Source organism: Paenibacillus sp. J22P90 (genome assembly GCF_059692195.1).
Window position 1 is genome coordinate 134208 of the sequence record NZ_JCAUAY010000003.1, and the last position, 16164, is coordinate 150371.

Below are 16164 nucleotides of genomic sequence, written 5' to 3' on the forward strand. Positions count from 1 at the left end.
TCTCTTTACACGATGTTTAAGCCATGAAGCACCATATCAATGACTTTAATCCCAATAAAGGGTACAATGACACCGCCGATACCATAGATCAAAACATTACGTGATAACAATCGATCTGCTGACATTGCCCGATACTTCACGCCCTTCATCGCGATCGGAATCAATAACGGGATTATGATCGCATTGAAGATTAAAGCCGATAGGATAGCCGACTCTGGCGATGCCAGATTCATAATATTCAAGGCTTGCAGCTGCGGCATTGCTAGAATAAACATCGCAGGAATGATCGCGAAATACTTGGCAATGTCGTTGGCGATCGAGAACGTCGTCAAAGCTCCACGCGTGATCAACAATTGTTTACCAATGGAAATGACGGAAAGCAGCTTGGTCGGATCGGAATCCAAATCGATCATGTTTGCCGCTTCCTTGGCAGCCATCGTACCTGAATTCATGGCGAGCCCAACATCCGCCTGCGCCAGTGCAGGCGCATCATTCGTTCCGTCGCCTGTCATCGCAACGAGCTTGCCTTCTTGCTGCTCTTTTTTAATCGCAGCGATTTTATCTTCCGGCTTCGCCTCAGCGATGAATTCATCGACGCCTGCCTCGAGCGCAATCGTTGCAGCTGTCAGCGGGTTATCCCCTGTGCACATGACGGTTTTGATGCCCATAGCGCGAAGTTCGGCAAACCGTTCCTTCAAGCCCGGTTTTACCGTGTCCTTGAGGTAAATAACGCCATAGATCCGCTCGTTTATCGTGACAGCTAGCGGAGTGCCGCCTGCTTTCGATATACGGTTCGTTATCGCTTCTAAGTCAGCTGGAATTTTGCCGCCAAGTGCCGTTACATATGTTTTAATCGCATCTACTGCACCTTTGCGGAATTTTATTCCGTCTGCGAGATCAAGCCCTGACATTCGCGTTTCTGCGGTAAACTCCACCACTTCTGCATCTGAGTATTGATCCACTTGCCAAGACTCACCAAGTTTATTCGCAAGCTCAACAATCGAGCGACCTTCTGGTGTTTCATCCTTCACAGAAGCTTGCAGCGCGGCAAACGTAATGTCTTTCACCGATTTTCCACCCACAGGAACAAACTCGGAAGCCATCCGATTACCGAACGTAATCGTCCCTGTTTTATCCAGGATCATCGTGTCGATATCGCCTGCAGCTTCAACCGCCTTACCGGACATCGCAAGCACATTAAACTGCGTCACACGGTCCATCCCGGCGATACCGATCGCTGACAAAAGACCGCCGATCGTCGTTGGAATAAGACATACGAGCAGCGCAATCAACGTGGAAATTTCTAATTTTACGTTTAAATACGATGCCATCGGAACCATCGTCATGATGACAATTAGGAAGATCAGTGTTAATACAGCAAGCAGCGTTGTTAGCGCGATTTCATTTGGTGTTTTCTGCCGTTTGGCACCTTCAACGAGTGAGATCATGCGGTCCAGGAATGATTCGCCGGGATCCGTCATTACTTTGACAACGATATAGTCAGAAGCTACCCGCGTACCGCCGGTCACAGATGAGAAATCTCCGCCAGCTTCCTTAATGACCGGAGCAGATTCACCTGTAATGGCTGACTCATCAATGGAAGCTAAGCCTTCAATGATTTCGCCGTCGGACGGGATGATCTCGCCAATTTCAATACGGACGATATCTCCCTTACGAAGAGAAGTCGAAGAAACTTGCTTATAAGTGCCATCCTTTTGAACTAAACGAGCCATCGTATCGGATTTCGTCTTCCGGAGAGAATCGGCCTGAGCCTTACCGCGACCTTCCGCCAAAGCTTCAGCGAAGTTAGCAAATAACAAGGTGAACAACAGGATCAGGAACACCGCGATATTATAACCACGCCCTACTTCTGAGCTGCCAAATAGCTCGGGTGCAAATGAAAGCAGAAGGGTAATCACCGTACCAATCTCAACCACGAACATAACCGGATTCTTCATCATGACCCAAGGATTTAATTTTTTGAACGAATCCACGATAGCTTGATTCACAATTTCTTTGGTTAATGTTTTTTTACGTTCCACAGTCCAATCAATCCTCCATCTCTATTACGTCTATCCGTTTAACGCGCCGCCAAATGTTCAGCAATCGGCCCCAATGCCAGCGCCGGGAAGAACGTTAGAGCACCAATAACTAGAATAATCATGATCATAATCCCCATAAATAAGGGTGTATTCGTTCGCAGTGTACCTGTTGTTACAGGAACGACTCGCTTCGTAGCAAGTGAACCTGCAATGGCCAACATCGCGATGATTGAAATGTAACGGCCAAACAACATGACCATACCAATGCCCAAGTTGTAGAAGTTCGTGTTCGCGGTCAGACCGCCAAAGGCAGATCCATTATTTGCTGCACCCGATGTGAAGGCATACAACACTTCAGAGAGACCATGCATGCCTTGGTTAGCTATGGAATGAATCGATTCTGGACGAGTCAGTGCCCAAGCCGTCGGAGCTAGAATAATAAGCGGATGAGTAAGAATCGCGATGGCCGCTAGCTTAATCTCTTTACCTTCAATCTTTTTACCCAGAAACTCTGGTGTACGCCCCACCATCAACCCGCAGATAAACACAGATAAGATCAAGTAAAGTAAGCCGTTTAACAAACCTACCCCTTTACCACCGAACACATTGTTCAACATCATTTCTGCAAAAGGAGCGATACTTCCGAGAGGCGTAAGTGACTCATGCATCGCGTTCACGCTGCCTGTTGTGGCAGCCGTAGTCACAGCCGCAAATAGGGCAGTCTCTGACACACCGAACCGCACCTCCTTACCTTCCATATTGCCATGAACACCCATCGCATCGATCGCAGTGATCCCTTTATACTCGGCATAGAAAACCGTCGATAACATCACGATAAAGATAATCCCCATCGCAGCAAAAATCGTCCAGCCTTGCTTCTTGTTCTTGATCATGAGTCCGAAAGCGTACACCAGTGATGTAGGCAGAAGCATCATACAAATAATGTGAATCAAGTTCGAAACAGGCGTTGGATTTTCAAATGGATGCGCAGCGTTCGTTCCGAACCAACCACCGCCGTTCGTACCAATATGTTTAATGGATTCAAATGAAGCGACTAAACCACGGGTAATGGTTTGCCCAGCACCTTCGATCGTTGTAGCTTGTACGGCCCCTAGCAGGGTTTGTGGTACACCTTGGAAAACTAAGATCAAAGCAATGATGAAGCTAAGCGGTAGAAAAACACGTGTAATAGCCCTAGTCATATCCACGTAAAAATTCCCGAGATTATCTTGTCGGCCAACTAGACCCCGTGTGAAAGCTACGGCAATAGCAAATCCAGTGGCAGCCGAAGTAAACATCGGGAACGTAAGCCCCACCATTTGTGACAAATAGGACATGGCATTTTCACCACTGTAAGACTGCCAGTTCGTATTTGTAATGAAAGAAACTGCTGTATTGAAAGCGAGTGCCGGAGGCATATTACCTATGTCATCGGGGTTAAGCGGTAAGTATTTCTGAAGCCGGAATACCGCGTACATGAGAAGCATCATGACAAAGTTAACTAACAGCACAGCTCCTAAATACTTTTTCCAACCCATGGCTTCGTCTTCTTTAACACCCATTATGCGATAAGATACACGCTCGAAAGGACCAAAAACACGATCAAGGCCACTCTTTTCATAGCCGAAAACTTTGACCAAGTAACTTCCCACAGGCTTTACCAAAAGCATGATAATCCCTAGTGTGACGACTACTTGTAACAATCCCATACCCATAGTAGGTTCTCCCCCTGCTTACATAAGCTCATATTCTACAATTAAAATTTCTCAGGCTTTACTAAAACAAAACCGAGATATACCATAATGGCACATCCAATGAGTCCAATAACGATCATATGGTTACCTCCTTTACGCTTTTTCACAATATTTCGCAAATCCCCAAAATCCTAGAAAGCTTACTGCAAATAATAGAATCATCGTTACATCGTTAAACATGACACACCTCCTTCAAATCAGACAGAATCACAATCTTTTGTTTGTTTTAAGGGATGAGATTAGAAATTTGACATCACCATTATTCGAATAAATGATATAATCAGCACCCAGTCCTTTGTAAATCAACCGGTAATTCACGCTTTGTGTGATGACATAAATGGATTTGGAGGTCCAACTACGGCATATCTGGATATACCTGCAATATAAAGGTAAGCTATCCTCGAACAGAACGACATTCCCAATCGGAAAGTCTGGAATGAAGGACGCCCCTGAATCCGTCGTATCCACTTGGATAATTTGCTTCACTCCTTGACCTTCTAACTTGATTCTCTCCATCTTGTTGTTCGTTAATGCAACAAAAGGAAGACCAACCAATTTCGTATATTTCATAAACGCCTCGCCTGCCTTGGTTGGCGCAGCGATCAGCAAAAAATCACTTTGCATGACGTCACCGCCCCCTTTCCTGAAACATTGTAACGCCGATCTGTATAAAAAGGGGGTAAAGAATCTGTAGTGTCCGTATAAAAAAAGTATAAAAATATTTTTATTCTGATTGATGAAGAACCCATTCCAGCCAATCCTAGTTAAGATAAAGAGCACCTCTCCCACTCGTATCACGAATGGAAAGAGGTGCTCTTTCATTTTCTATCTAGCGTCTCTCTTAGAAAGAGATATACGCCCCAGAATGCTCAAATAAATAAGTGCGATCAGATAGGCAAGGTTGTTCTTGTACTGTTGCAGTTGATGAGTTCTCTAGCTTTTCAAATAAATTCGTTAGTGCAGATGCCATTAATTGTGTTCGTACTTCTCCCCATGCCTCTTGCTTCTGATGAACGTACTGCAAACCGTCCTGAAGAGTTAGACCTTTGAGCTTCTGGAAAACCAACGCCCATTGGACGAAATCCCCTTTTAGGTTGCCGCATGGAATCACGAATTGACCTAAACCGCATGTTCCAACATTCGTTGAAATCGTCAGTAAACCGCAATGACAGTCCGTGCCATGTCCAAGCTGCAATTTATCGGATAATTCACAATCAAATTGAAAACATTCAATGCGGGAAATCTTACATTCCTTCGTACATTCATCTGATTCTCTTACTAGAGTCAGGGGTTCGGGATACATAATAGACTCACTCTCCTCATTTTGTGAACAACAAAAAAGAAGCCAAAGAGCAGAGAATCTCTACTCTCGGGCTTCGAAGCAGCGTGATCAAACACGCTGTGGACACCACGAAAAGAAGGTCGTTCTCTCCCAATTCGCTTACGAGGTTAGCTGTCGGATTCGGGCTTGGAAGTGCCCTACTTTAGCAAGCTGATCTTGCTTTAGATTCACCCCGAGAAACCGATTCTACATGGAATCAGCTTCGGTTGGTTCCCCCGTTTCCCTTGCGGGAACTCAGCGTTTTGCATCTTTATGTTGTTGCTGAAACGAATGTTACGCCGATTACACATGAATGTAAAATACGCTTGAGGCAATTATTTCGCAATCTGTGGCCTTTAATGTTTATGAAAGCGCGCCCATTAATAAATCACATGCATTTTCGATAGAAATGCTTCGGCTTGCTTCCGTTTTTACCAGTTCGTAAAGATTGGCCCTATGACCTCTCGGCTTTGAGAAAATTAGTGAAATTGCGTTTTTATCATTTTTTTATACGTTTGCTAATTATTCTTTACCCCCTTTTTATAAGGTTCAATCATACAATGTTAACTATTAGATGGCTTTCATCAAGCTAAGACCGACCAATGAGTCAGAAGGAGCAATGTCATGACTACCTCCCCTCGATATTATTTAGGGATCCTCCCTCATTTATTGAATCCGATTGATTTGGATTACGAATGGTTTGGTGTCTTATGGCAAGAAGAGGATAACCGTTTCCCCATTATTGTCGGATACTGGTTTGCTAGAGAAGAGTCCGAAATCACTCAAAACGTGATCCAAACTGGATTATCCAAATGGATCCAAATATCCGATGAGCAGATCATTATGAGGATGTATCAGTCGATAAGGAACAAGCAGAAAAAACAAGATTGGGAGAATCGGACTCGATTATCGATTCGTACCATTTTCAAGTCACCGTGGAATGAAGTTTCCCCAGGCTTGTATATTATTAAATCTCGGGAGACATACCCCCTTCATGCTTCAGCCATTCTTAAGAAGAAGTTTTTTGTTTGGTTGGAACATGCAGCCGTATGTGAAACAGAACAAGAGCTTCATGCGTTCATGAAGCGGGTGAGTGAAGAGCATCTGATGGAAACCCTATTGAAAAAAGGCAGCCCTACTGTGAAGTAAGGACTGCCCTTTTCATACACTATTTCTTCAAATGATAAGGCACCGTCGTCACAATCAGATTCCGCTTATACAGCAGGAACGCTCGGATCAACAAGCTCGATTGATTGTGAAGAATGTTATGCCAATTCCGCTTCGGGATAAACTGCGGGATAATCACCGTTACCCGGTAATTCGATTCTGAAGCTTTATGTTCCACTGTATCAATAAATTTCGTCAATGGATGAACGATGCTGCGATAATGAGAGTGCAAGGTGACGAGCCGAACATCCGGCTGCCATTTATTCCATTTCTCTTCAAACTGCTTCTCATCGTCCCGCTCAAAAGCCACATATACCGCGATAATTTGATCCGGCGATAGCGATTTGGCGTAGTTCAGTGAATTCTCGACCACATGCGTAAAGCCCGCAACAGGCACGATCATGACATTCCCTTCAATCGGAATCGCTGGTTCGCAAGAGGAGAGGCGTAATTGTTCGCCGACAGCATCGTAGTGTTTTTTGATTTGATGAAAAATGAAAACGATCAGTGGAAGGAAAATCAGCACACTCCACACTTGACCAAACTTGGTGATGAAGAAAATCATCATGACAATGAAGCTCATAAAAGCGCCGACCAAATTGATGGTTAATTTAAGTAGCCAGCCACCAGGCTTCTCCCTTATCCATTTCATCAACATGCCAGTCTGTGCAAGCGTAAAAGGGATGAATACACCGACCGCATAGAGGGGGATGAGCTGCTCGGTTTGCCCTTTAAATATGATGATGAGCAGCATCGAGGTAACCGCTAGAAAAATAATCCCGTTCGAATACCCCAATCGGTCTCCACGCATCGTAAACATTCTAGCGATAAACTTGTCCTTCGCTAAATTCACCGCCAACAAGGGAAACGCGGAATATCCCGTGTTTGCTGCGAGAACAAGAATCATGGCCGTTGTACCTTGGACGATATAATACATCACGTTACGCCCAAATGTCACCGTTGCGATTTGCGAAACGACGGTTTCCTTTTCCTCCGGTGCAATGCCATAATAGTAAGCTAAGTAAATGATGCCTGCGAACAAAATAGCCAATAGCAAGCCCATGGCGATCAAGGTTTTAGAAGCATTTCGCGGGGCAGGCTCCTTGAAGTTGGGAATAGCATTGGATATGGCCTCAACCCCGGTTAAGGCTGAGCTTCCCGAGGAAAACGCTCTTAACAAGATGAATAAGGAAATCCCCGAAACCGATGTCCCCAAGGGAGCATGCAAATCAGGGGAGATTTGCCCTGTTAAAATTTTGTACAAACCGACGCCTATCAAGATAAACAGCGCCACCACAAATAAATACACGGGATACGCCAAGATCGAGGCTGACTCCGTGATTCCGCGCAGATTGAGAATGGTAATAAAGAGTACAAGCGAGAGCGCGATTGGCACTGTATACGAGTGAAGGCTAGGAAATGCCGATGTGATCGCATCTGTCCCCGCGGATATACTTACCGCTACGGTTAGGATGTAGTCGACCAGCAAGGAGCCGCCCGCGAATAACCCGGCATTCATACCTAGGTTCTCTTTCGAGACGACATAGGCACCTCCCCCCTGTGGATAGGCAAAGATGATTTGTCTATACGACAAAATAAGAGCTAACAATAGAAACAGAACACCGCAAGCTATGGGGATTGTATACCAAAAAGCGGCCGCGCTGACCGTGATTAACACGATCAGAATCTGCTCAGGTCCGTAAGCAACCGAGGACAAGGCATCCGATGAAAGAATGGCCAGGGCCTTCTTTTTATTAAGCTTCTGCTCCCCCAATTCGTGGGACTTCAGAGGGTGACCAATTAACAATCGCTTCAGATCAGACAACAATGTGTGTACACCACCCAGATGTGATATGTGTAAGTTGGTTTCATTTTGCCCTATTTCTGAAAAAAAATTATAAATATTGGAAATTAGCTTGAACAGTAACAAAAAACGACTGATCACTTTGATCAGTCGCCTCTCTTTATGCTACAGATTGTATCGGACTTCATAAAAAAAACCGCTTTTCTCATTTTTCCGATACTCTGGTGCACGATGCTTTGGAATTCGTAACATTCCTGGATTAGACAATTGATCCACGGCTGCACTTGGATCCGTTTTCTTCTCTGTTAATTGTGTCAACATCCCTCTTACTTGATCCATGTCCAATCCGTAATCACGAGCCGTCTTCATTAATTGAATCCATGCCTCTTCCTCGTTTAAATCGTTTGACCACTCTTTCTTTTCCAAGGTAGATTCGTCCTCCCACGAAGTCCGTTTCGCTTCATATACGATCATGGACTTATTATAACGAAGAACTAGTAAAAAGCCTGTCGATTGTAGCATGCATATTACATATTTTAAAGTATCTTTTTAAAGCATCTAGCTGTCGATCTTGCATCGCATTCGATTCATCCCGCTCCAATGAATGTCATACATACTCTCCACCCTTTCCTATGCGTCAAGCTCCTCAATTCAACTTACATGTATTGTATAATGGCGCACTTACCAAATCATTACCCTTCAATTTCGTAAATGATTTAAAATTCTGGTTTGAAGTGTCTCTAACGCCGTATACTCATCCTCAAACAATTCCACATAGCTCGTTAATCCAACGATACGAAATATTTTCTGATAATGCTTCGAAACACCGCAAGCGCAAATCGTATACTCCCGCTTCCGCGCCTCTCGTACGAAACGTATCAAGACAGCAATCCCCGCGCTGTTCAAATAATGGAGCTGCCCCATATGAAACAAAATATAATGAACATCATTGGCGCCATGAAGCCAAGGGAACGCTTGCAGTATGAGATTCTCCCCATCCCTATTGAGCTCGCCACTCAAGGTCACACACCAAATATCTTCCTTTTTATGAGTTGATAACTTCAGATCCTGCTCCATCGTGATCCTCTCCCACGCTCGTATTCATATTTAACTTCATTTCAATATACGAAAGACCTCTATCTTTATGAAATCGCCATGAATCCGCTAATTGATTAATAATCTGAAGCCCCCAGCCGCGCGGATTACGTTCACTTTCCATAACGCTCATGATATCTTGAAATGCAGAAATCCCCTTCCAATTATGCCCACCACCCTCATCGTACACACGAATAATGAAGATGCCACGTTCATAATGAAACACCATCACACATGTCTTTTTCACATCCGAACGATTCCCATGTTCAATGGCATTGAGGCATGCCTCAGAAACCAAAGTCTGAATATCCTCCAGCCTATCCTTTAACAGTCCAAGCGAATCCATAAAGGGTTCCACTGCTGCCATAGCAATTCGTTCCGATCTCGGTAGACATGGCAACAGGATTTCCATGCTTTGATGTCGCTGTTCAAACAACTCGTTCACCCCCTATCTCATATCCACCACAACGTAGAGCTAGACCTAGTATACAGGCCTCATCTTACCGATTACTTACAGATCCACTTGATTTGGTTTTATACATCCACATCGGAACTTCTTCCTTCTCCCGTTCCAGCTTAGCAATGTATCTCTCACATAGCTTGGCTGACGCATGATGATCTCCCAAATGTTCGTAATCGAGGTACAGCTGTCGAACCGTCGATAAGTTCCATTCATCTGTCTTAAGTAGCACTTCCCCATAAAAGATAGCTGACTCGAACTCGCCAGTTGTTTTGGCGTGCTCCCACAATCTTTTCAATATCCGCTGCTGACTCTGAATGATATCGGTTCGGAACTCGGCCATCCAATCCTCGTATTCAAATTCCGGCGCTATGACGGGTCGGAACATCCGTGATGCCCGCTCGTAAAGCTCTAATGCTGCCGCTCGATCGTCGTACCATAATTGATGACCTACGGATGCCAGCTTTCTGTAATCCTGTATATCAACGCCTCGGATGCGTTCCTCATTGAGCATTAACAAGCCATTCTGAAACGTAATCCAACCTTCTGAGGAACCTGTTTTCTTCTTAAAAAGATTCCGCAAGCGATGCACTACCACATGCAGATAATTGCCTGCTTGCTCTTCCTGTTCATCATTAAATAGTTGATGAAGCACAATTTCTTTGACTGCGCGATACCTAGGCTGGAGCAGCAGCATCGCCAAGAGCTGCTTCGTTTTCTTCCGGCCTTGATTGTTATCCAGCAACACCGTTCCGGAACTGGCGTATCCTTGAAAGACTTCAAAAAATGTAAACTGATAAGTTAGAGGGTCATTTTGTACATAAACGACTTCCGGTTCTAAAAGTTTGTGTGTTAGTTGTTGTACTGCTTGGTGAATCCAGAAAGGATCCCCATATTGCCGTGCCAATTGCACGATTGATGCTGGGTCGTTTCCACCTATTAATAGATGATGGACAAGCTCGGTTTCCATATCCAAATAGACAGTACTCAGAATGGGAGCTGTTAATGCTTCCTTCCGTCTCCACCTGACAATCGGATGCTCACCACCTGGCAGTAGCAGCTTGAGACGATTGCAAAACATACTGTCCCCATGCCACTTGCACCAGTTCTCTATTGCAGCCTGCCAACTTGTCTCCAGCGGATGCGACTGTTCAAGCTCCCGAAGCAGATACAACGCCATCTTTTCATAAATTCGTACATACAACCAGCCCGTTATATCGTCATTTGCCGGTTTGATCTGCAATAATTCAGAATAGCGGGTATTCACTTCCTGATAATTACCGTTCATCACAGCACATTGTGTGAGGAAAAAGTGGTGGATCACCCACTCGAAGGAAAACTTTTCAGGTGTCTCTTCTTTGATTTGCTTCATCAACACCTCGAGATCAGGCTCCCACCCGCGCATATCCAGAATGAGCAGTCCGAGCAGCGAGAATCCAGCTGTAAGCCTGTTTGTATCGCCAATTTGACCGAGAATGGGGATGAGCTTGCGCAATCTTTTTTCAACAAGCGGTTCCGGTTTACATAAATACTGTCTCACTAACAGCAAATACGCACTAGTCGGGTAACAGTTCAGAAGCCATTCTTCCCGTTCATAACAAGCCTTCTCTATGCTGCTCTCCTGTTCTTCCGACCAATATCGGCCGATGTTGCTTTCTAGCCACTCCAGGCCATGAGAATCCCATGGATCAACGATTACCGTCAAAGTAAGCCCCCCTCTCTCGGCTTTTCGTCATATAAATACACCACTAAAAATGATAGTAAAAATCACTATAAACTTGCTCTATCTTTGTAGGCAAATTCATATAAATAGAGAAAGGTATTTTCCAAATATTGTAGAAATCATTTATCAAACTCTTTCAAAGGTGGGCGTTTATGGCATTCATTCCAATCATTCCATTACTCTTCTTCATGGCAGGCATTCAAGGCTGGGTTCTCTCATTACCATTGTTTGGTCCTTTGTTGGGACCGCTTGCGGCTGAGCATGGAGCCGACCCGGTAAAAATGGCAACCTTATTTCTAAGCTTTTATGCCGCATCTTTTTTTCTCTGGGGACTTATTTTACACTACGTAAAACCAGATTTAAGACGTATACAGCTTCTCATGTATATGAATATCGTCATTTGCCTGCTGCTCAACCTCTCCTTGTTAGTGGTGAATTCCGAAGCATGGCCCCTCATTTTTAGCCTCATAGGACTATTCGCCACCCTGCCTTCCCTGGCTTGGATTTTTATGTTAACGAAGTTGGTGCCTAGCAATCGCCTTGGACTCATCTTTGGCATCAACGGTACGTTGGTTAGTCTTTTCAATTATGGTTTTCGAGCTGCCGATTTACCCGCTATGGCTGGTGTATTCCTTTCATGCGCGCCAATCTTACTCGCCCTTCTTATGCTTCCTTTGATCTCCAAGCTGAAGCCCAATACAGACATCGATCACTCGGTGAAAAGTAAACATAGCGGCAACGCAACTCCCTTGTTCCTCTTCTTTTTCATCATTTACTTGCTCGGAGGGATCATGTATGAGGTCATTGCTCCCTTTATGGCTAGTCACACCATTTTCATGAACTATTTCGAAAAATTACCCTATGTGCTATTGATACCCCTTATCGGCTGGATCATCGATCGTCATGGCTTTAAAGCAGTTGTCTACGGAATGGCCTGCTTGGGCATTGCTTATACGACGTTTGCACTGCCTGCTTCCTTCGGCACAGCGATCGTGGGAAGTACATTTATTGAAATTGGCTTTGCGTTTCTCGATGTATTTGTTCTTTACTCCTTAGCCGTATGGAAAAGCAACAATCGACCTTTTCTCTTTATGGGAGCGGGACTAGCTGTCTACATCCTGTCGATTCGCGTGGGGCTAAACCTGAATGCCCTGATCGTTCCGATTTCCCAAGGAAATTACCAACTGACCTACCTCTTAGCGCTCGTCATCCTGATGATCTGTTTCCTTCTCGTCCATTGGTTAAGGGATGTGGAGCCGCGTGAAGTGGAGAAGAATGTGCAATTAGGCGAGCTCTCTCATTACTATAACGAGAAAGATGCTGAATTAAAGCTTGCAGCTAAAATGCAACAACAAATGCTGCCGAGTCGCTTGGAACTCCCGGTTGGCGTTGAAGCCGCCGCTTTCTTAGCTCCAGCGAAAGAAGTCGGAGGGGATTTCTACGATGTCATCTCCTTAGATGCTAATCGTGTCTTATTCGTCATTGGTGACGTTACCGATAAAGGCTCACCTGCCGCATTAGTGATGTCCACCGTCGTCGGCCTGATCCGCTCAGAAGCCTACCATAAGCACTCCTTAACCGAAATGATTACACAGCTCAATCGCGTCATCTACTCCCACAATTCCACAAGTATGATTGTCACGCTAGGTCTGGCTTTAGTCGATACAGAAACACGAACATTAACTTATGCCAGCGCAGGTCATGTCTCGCCTTACCTCATCCAAGAAAACGTCCTGGAATCGATCGATTCCTGCTCATTTCCCATTGGAGTCGATGCCGAGATCGAGCCATTCGTTATCCAAAGAGCGATGAAGCAAGGTGATATTCTCGTGTTGTATACGGATGGAATGATCGAACTCGAGAACCAAGAGAAAGAGATGTATGGCTTCGACCGATTTGAAACCATGTTAAGCTCGCAGCCCTTCGTAACCACCTCTCCAAACGACATCAAATCGAAGATCCTCTCTAATGTTCATTCGTTCGCTGAGAATGGTACTTATAAAGATGATATGACCCTACTTGTCGTAAAACTTGTCGGATAAGGACAACACTGCATTAAAGCGAACAAACCACAACTCCAATACGTAGTTGTGGTTTTTATTTTTCAAATCGCTACGTTACTCTTGTCCTATCTCCATATTCTTCTAGTCCTATAATAACTAGGATCCAGCAAAATGTTTGTCGTTTGACGTATGTAGTTTAAAGGAATGTTCTGTAAATTTTTGTAGATTTGTAGATAAAGAACTGTTAGTTACGCTAACGGTTCTTATTTTGTTTATCATTTCTTAATAAAGAACGAAAACAAGAGGAAATCAAAGAAAATAACACTATAAAGAACCCGAAAAGCGGGTTGGACTTAATGTCCATCCCGCTTTTCGTTATATAGCCACTCTCTTAAAAAATTTACATATTTTATCAATTTTATTCGTTTTTGAGTTAAGATTTGCTATAATAAGAGTATTAAATTAACTCTAAAAAGGAAGTTTATTATGATCGGTCGACGCATCCAACAAATTCGCAATGAAAGAGGGCTCTCCTTATCTGAACTAGCTGAAAAGGCATCCATCGCCAAGTCCTATTTAAGCAATGTCGAACGGGGGATTCAATCCAACCCCTCTATTCAGGTTGTTGAAAAAATTGCGACGGCTTTAGATGTCTCGATTGAATCCATTTTAGTTGAAACAACTGAAGGTGGAGATTTAGATCCTGGCTGGTATCAACTAGTCTTAGATGCCATGGCCTCCGGTGTGAACAAAGAGCAGTTTCGCGAGCTTTTGGAGTTTCACAAGTGGAAAACGAATAATGTACCTAAAGAGTAGCGCGGCGCGATATGCTAATGCGGTAGAAAGTTATGAAAAAAAGAACACAACACTAGAATCATCTAGAGTTGTGTTCTTTTTTGTTAAACAATCTCCACATCAATCAACTTGAACTGCGTCACGTCGACAAGTCCGCGATTCGAAATACGAATCTCCGGAATCACAGGCAGCGCGATCAGGGAGAACGTCATGAACGGCGCATTCATCGAACAGCCGATTTGTTTCCACGCTTGATCCATCTGCGCAACTTCCGCCACCACTTCAGGCAAGCCTTTCTCCGACATTAGACCCGCGATCGTCATTTGAACTTGCGCCAGCACCTTGCCATTTTCAACCACGATCATGCCGCCGCCCAACTTCACCAGCTCATTCGCAGCAAACGCCATATCTGCTTCATCGATCCCCATCACGATCAGATTGTGACTGTCATGCGCGACCGTTGAGGCAACCGCGCCAGACTTCACGCCAAAGCCACGGGCAAAAGCAAGCGAAATCTCGCCAGTCCCCTTGTGCCGCTCGATACATGCCAGACGGACAATGTCTTGCTCCGCATCGGGCTGAATGATCCCGTCACTGACCGGAAGCTCAGCTGTCATCTTCTCTGTTCTGGCGCTATTTTCGATCACGTTGATGACATTTACTTTTGTCTTATCCTGTTCCACGCGACTCGTCAGCTTGAAGTCCGCCGCCTTCAGCTCCTGCTTCACGTTCATCGAGCTGCGGATATGCGCCGGATAGGTGAACACAGGGAATTCCACCGCGAGCTTCCCTTGCTCAGCAATAACTTGGCCATCCGTAATGACGGTGGAAGGCTCCATCTTTTGCAGATCATCTATCAGCAGAATGTCTGCACATTTGCCTGGTGTGATCGAACCGATATCATGCTCCAGCTTAAAATAGCGCGCCACATTAATCGTCACCATCTGGATCGCCGTGACCGGATTAACACCTTCTTCGATCGCGCGTCGCGCCACATGATTGAGATGCCCTTTCTCCACCAGCGTTTGCGGATTCACGTCATCCGTAACGAGAGAAATATTGGACGTGTTGACACCATCCTCGGTGACAATCTTGATCACCTCTTTGACATCGTGCCACGCAGAGCCTTCCCGAATCATGAGGTGCATCCCCATGCGAACCTTATGCAGACCTTGCTCCCGAGTCACCGTTTCGTGATCGGACGTTACGCCGGCTGCGAGGTAAGCTTGCAGCATACGATCATCGTCACTTGGAAAATGCCCAGTGACCGTCTTGCCGCTTTGCAGCGTCGCTTCGATTTCTCCGCACATTTTAGGATCACCAAACACGACGCCTGGGAAGTTCATGACTTCGCCCAGTCCGACCACGTTATCCCATTGTAGACCCGCTTGAATATCCGCTACCTCTAACGTAGCGCCGGCATCTTCCAAATCATTTGTCGCGGGTACGCAGGATGGGAATGTCGTAAACACTTTGAGCGGCAGCCCCTGCCCCTCTTCATGCATAAGACGAACACCTTCCGCCCCGAACACATTCGCGATCTCATGCGGGTCCATGAAAATCCCCGTTGTCCCTTTGACAATAGCCGCCTTAGCAAATTCCGTGACGGACAGCATCGTGCTTTCCACATGCATATGGCCGTCCAGCAAGCCAGGCACCATATATTTCCCAGCGGCATCAATGACATGCGTTTGTGCTCCGATGGTATGATCTGCTTTCCCTATGTAGGCGATGCGTCCTGCAACAATCGCGACATCCATATGTGCGATGAGTTCACCTGAATACACATTCACCAATGTACCATTTTGAATAACGAGATCTGCAGCTGCTTCTCCCATGGCAACCTTAGCTAGCGTACGACTGACATCTGTTAATTTATTTCTAGTTGCGATAAAGCTCATCGTTACCGTACTCCTTTATGCTTCCATTATCGTGCCTCATAACTATTAAATGTACACTTTAATGTATATGTGAGCAACTTGTAAAGAGTATCGGACGAG

General features: G+C 45.1%; 14 protein-coding genes and 1 riboswitch. Of the genes, 3 read left to right on the forward strand and 11 right to left on the reverse strand.

Features of this window, described 5'->3' with window-relative positions:
- Positions 1–5 precede the first annotated feature (5 nt).
- From kdpB to AC58UX_RS10945, 5 genes are all read right to left on the reverse strand, one after another.
- Positions 6–2042, reverse strand: coding sequence for a potassium-transporting ATPase subunit KdpB (gene kdpB / locus AC58UX_RS10925; protein WP_497252404.1), 2037 nt, complete (start codon positions 2040–2042; stop codon positions 6–8).
- 38 nt (positions 2043–2080) lie between these two features.
- Complete coding sequence (kdpA, locus tag AC58UX_RS10930) at positions 2081–3751, reverse strand: potassium-transporting ATPase subunit KdpA (RefSeq protein ID WP_497253625.1); 1671 nt, start codon at positions 3749–3751, stop codon at positions 2081–2083.
- A gap of 47 nt (positions 3752–3798) precedes the next feature.
- A complete protein-coding gene (locus AC58UX_RS10935; RefSeq protein WP_171631218.1) occupies positions 3799–3876 on the reverse strand; it encodes a potassium-transporting ATPase subunit F in 78 nt (25 codons plus the stop codon).
- Positions 3877–4003: 127 nt separating this feature from the next.
- Positions 4004–4420 (reverse strand): hypothetical protein, encoded by a 417-nt coding sequence (locus AC58UX_RS10940; RefSeq protein ID WP_497252406.1) that lies wholly within the window; start codon positions 4418–4420, stop codon positions 4004–4006.
- A gap of 217 nt (positions 4421–4637) precedes the next feature.
- Positions 4638–5099, reverse strand: coding sequence for a hypothetical protein (locus AC58UX_RS10945; RefSeq protein ID WP_497252408.1), 462 nt, complete (start codon positions 5097–5099; stop codon positions 4638–4640).
- A 119-nt stretch (positions 5100–5218) separates the two neighbouring features.
- Positions 5219–5388: riboswitch (cyclic di-AMP (ydaO/yuaA leader) on the reverse strand.
- 353 nt (positions 5389–5741) lie between these two features.
- Here AC58UX_RS10945 and AC58UX_RS10950 point away from each other — a divergent pair.
- Positions 5742–6266, forward strand: a complete 525-nt coding sequence (locus AC58UX_RS10950; RefSeq protein WP_497252410.1) for a hypothetical protein — start codon at positions 5742–5744, stop codon at positions 6264–6266.
- 19 nt (positions 6267–6285) lie between these two features.
- On the opposite strand, the gene AC58UX_RS10955 is transcribed toward AC58UX_RS10950, so the two are convergent.
- The 5 genes from AC58UX_RS10955 to AC58UX_RS10975 form a co-directional block, all read right to left on the reverse strand.
- Positions 6286–8112, reverse strand: a complete 1827-nt coding sequence (locus AC58UX_RS10955; RefSeq protein ID WP_497252412.1) for an APC family permease — start codon at positions 8110–8112, stop codon at positions 6286–6288.
- A gap of 141 nt (positions 8113–8253) precedes the next feature.
- Positions 8254–8610 (reverse strand): hypothetical protein, encoded by a 357-nt coding sequence (locus AC58UX_RS10960; protein WP_497252414.1) that lies wholly within the window; start codon positions 8608–8610, stop codon positions 8254–8256.
- Positions 8611–8787: 177 nt separating this feature from the next.
- Entirely contained in the window at positions 8788–9165 is a 378-nt protein-coding gene (locus tag AC58UX_RS10965) for an STAS domain-containing protein (protein WP_497252416.1), read from the reverse strand.
- Positions 9134–9619 (reverse strand): ATP-binding protein, encoded by a 486-nt coding sequence (locus AC58UX_RS10970; protein WP_497252418.1) that lies wholly within the window; start codon positions 9617–9619, stop codon positions 9134–9136. Before AC58UX_RS10970 ends, AC58UX_RS10965 begins: the two co-directional genes overlap by 32 nt.
- A gap of 64 nt (positions 9620–9683) precedes the next feature.
- A complete protein-coding gene (locus tag AC58UX_RS10975; RefSeq protein ID WP_497252420.1) occupies positions 9684–11348 on the reverse strand; it encodes an AfsR/SARP family transcriptional regulator in 1665 nt (554 codons plus the stop codon).
- Between the two features lie 170 nt (positions 11349–11518).
- On the opposite strand from AC58UX_RS10975, the gene AC58UX_RS10980 reads away from it, so the two are divergent.
- Both AC58UX_RS10980 and AC58UX_RS10985 read left to right on the forward strand, forming a co-directional pair.
- A complete protein-coding gene (locus tag AC58UX_RS10980) occupies positions 11519–13408 on the forward strand; it encodes a PP2C family protein-serine/threonine phosphatase (protein ID WP_497252422.1) in 1890 nt (629 codons plus the stop codon).
- Positions 13409–13855: 447 nt separating this feature from the next.
- The gene (locus tag AC58UX_RS10985) at positions 13856–14185 is read left to right on the forward strand and encodes a helix-turn-helix domain-containing protein (protein WP_497252424.1); all 330 of its coding nucleotides are present in this window, start codon (positions 13856–13858) and stop codon (positions 14183–14185) included.
- Between the two features lie 83 nt (positions 14186–14268).
- On the opposite strand, the gene ade is transcribed toward AC58UX_RS10985, so the two are convergent.
- Positions 14269–16065, reverse strand: coding sequence for an adenine deaminase (gene ade / locus AC58UX_RS10990; protein ID WP_497252426.1), 1797 nt, complete (start codon positions 16063–16065; stop codon positions 14269–14271).
- Positions 16066–16164: the final 99 nt, after the last annotated feature.

Coding starts and splice junctions, on each gene's coding strand:
- AC58UX_RS10950 (WP_497252410.1), top strand. CDS start 5,742: ATGACTACCTCCCCTCGATATTATTTAGGGATCCTCCCTCATTTATTG.
- AC58UX_RS10960 (WP_497252414.1), bottom strand. CDS start 8,610: ATGCTACAATCGACAGGCTTTTTACTAGTTCTTCGTTATAATAAGTCC.
- AC58UX_RS10940 (WP_497252406.1), bottom strand. CDS start 4,420: ATGCAAAGTGATTTTTTGCTGATCGCTGCGCCAACCAAGGCAGGCGAG.
- ade (WP_497252426.1), bottom strand. CDS start 16,065: ATGAGCTTTATCGCAACTAGAAATAAATTAACAGATGTCAGTCGTACG.
- AC58UX_RS10980 (WP_497252422.1), top strand. CDS start 11,519: ATGGCATTCATTCCAATCATTCCATTACTCTTCTTCATGGCAGGCATT.
- kdpA (WP_497253625.1), bottom strand. CDS start 3,751: ATGGGATTGTTACAAGTAGTCGTCACACTAGGGATTATCATGCTTTTG.
- AC58UX_RS10985 (WP_497252424.1), top strand. CDS start 13,856: ATGATCGGTCGACGCATCCAACAAATTCGCAATGAAAGAGGGCTCTCC.
- AC58UX_RS10965 (WP_497252416.1), bottom strand. CDS start 9,165: ATGGAGCAGGATCTGAAGTTATCAACTCATAAAAAGGAAGATATTTGG.
- AC58UX_RS10935 (WP_171631218.1), bottom strand. CDS start 3,876: ATGATCGTTATTGGACTCATTGGATGTGCCATTATGGTATATCTCGGT.
- AC58UX_RS10945 (WP_497252408.1), bottom strand. CDS start 5,099: ATGTATCCCGAACCCCTGACTCTAGTAAGAGAATCAGATGAATGTACG.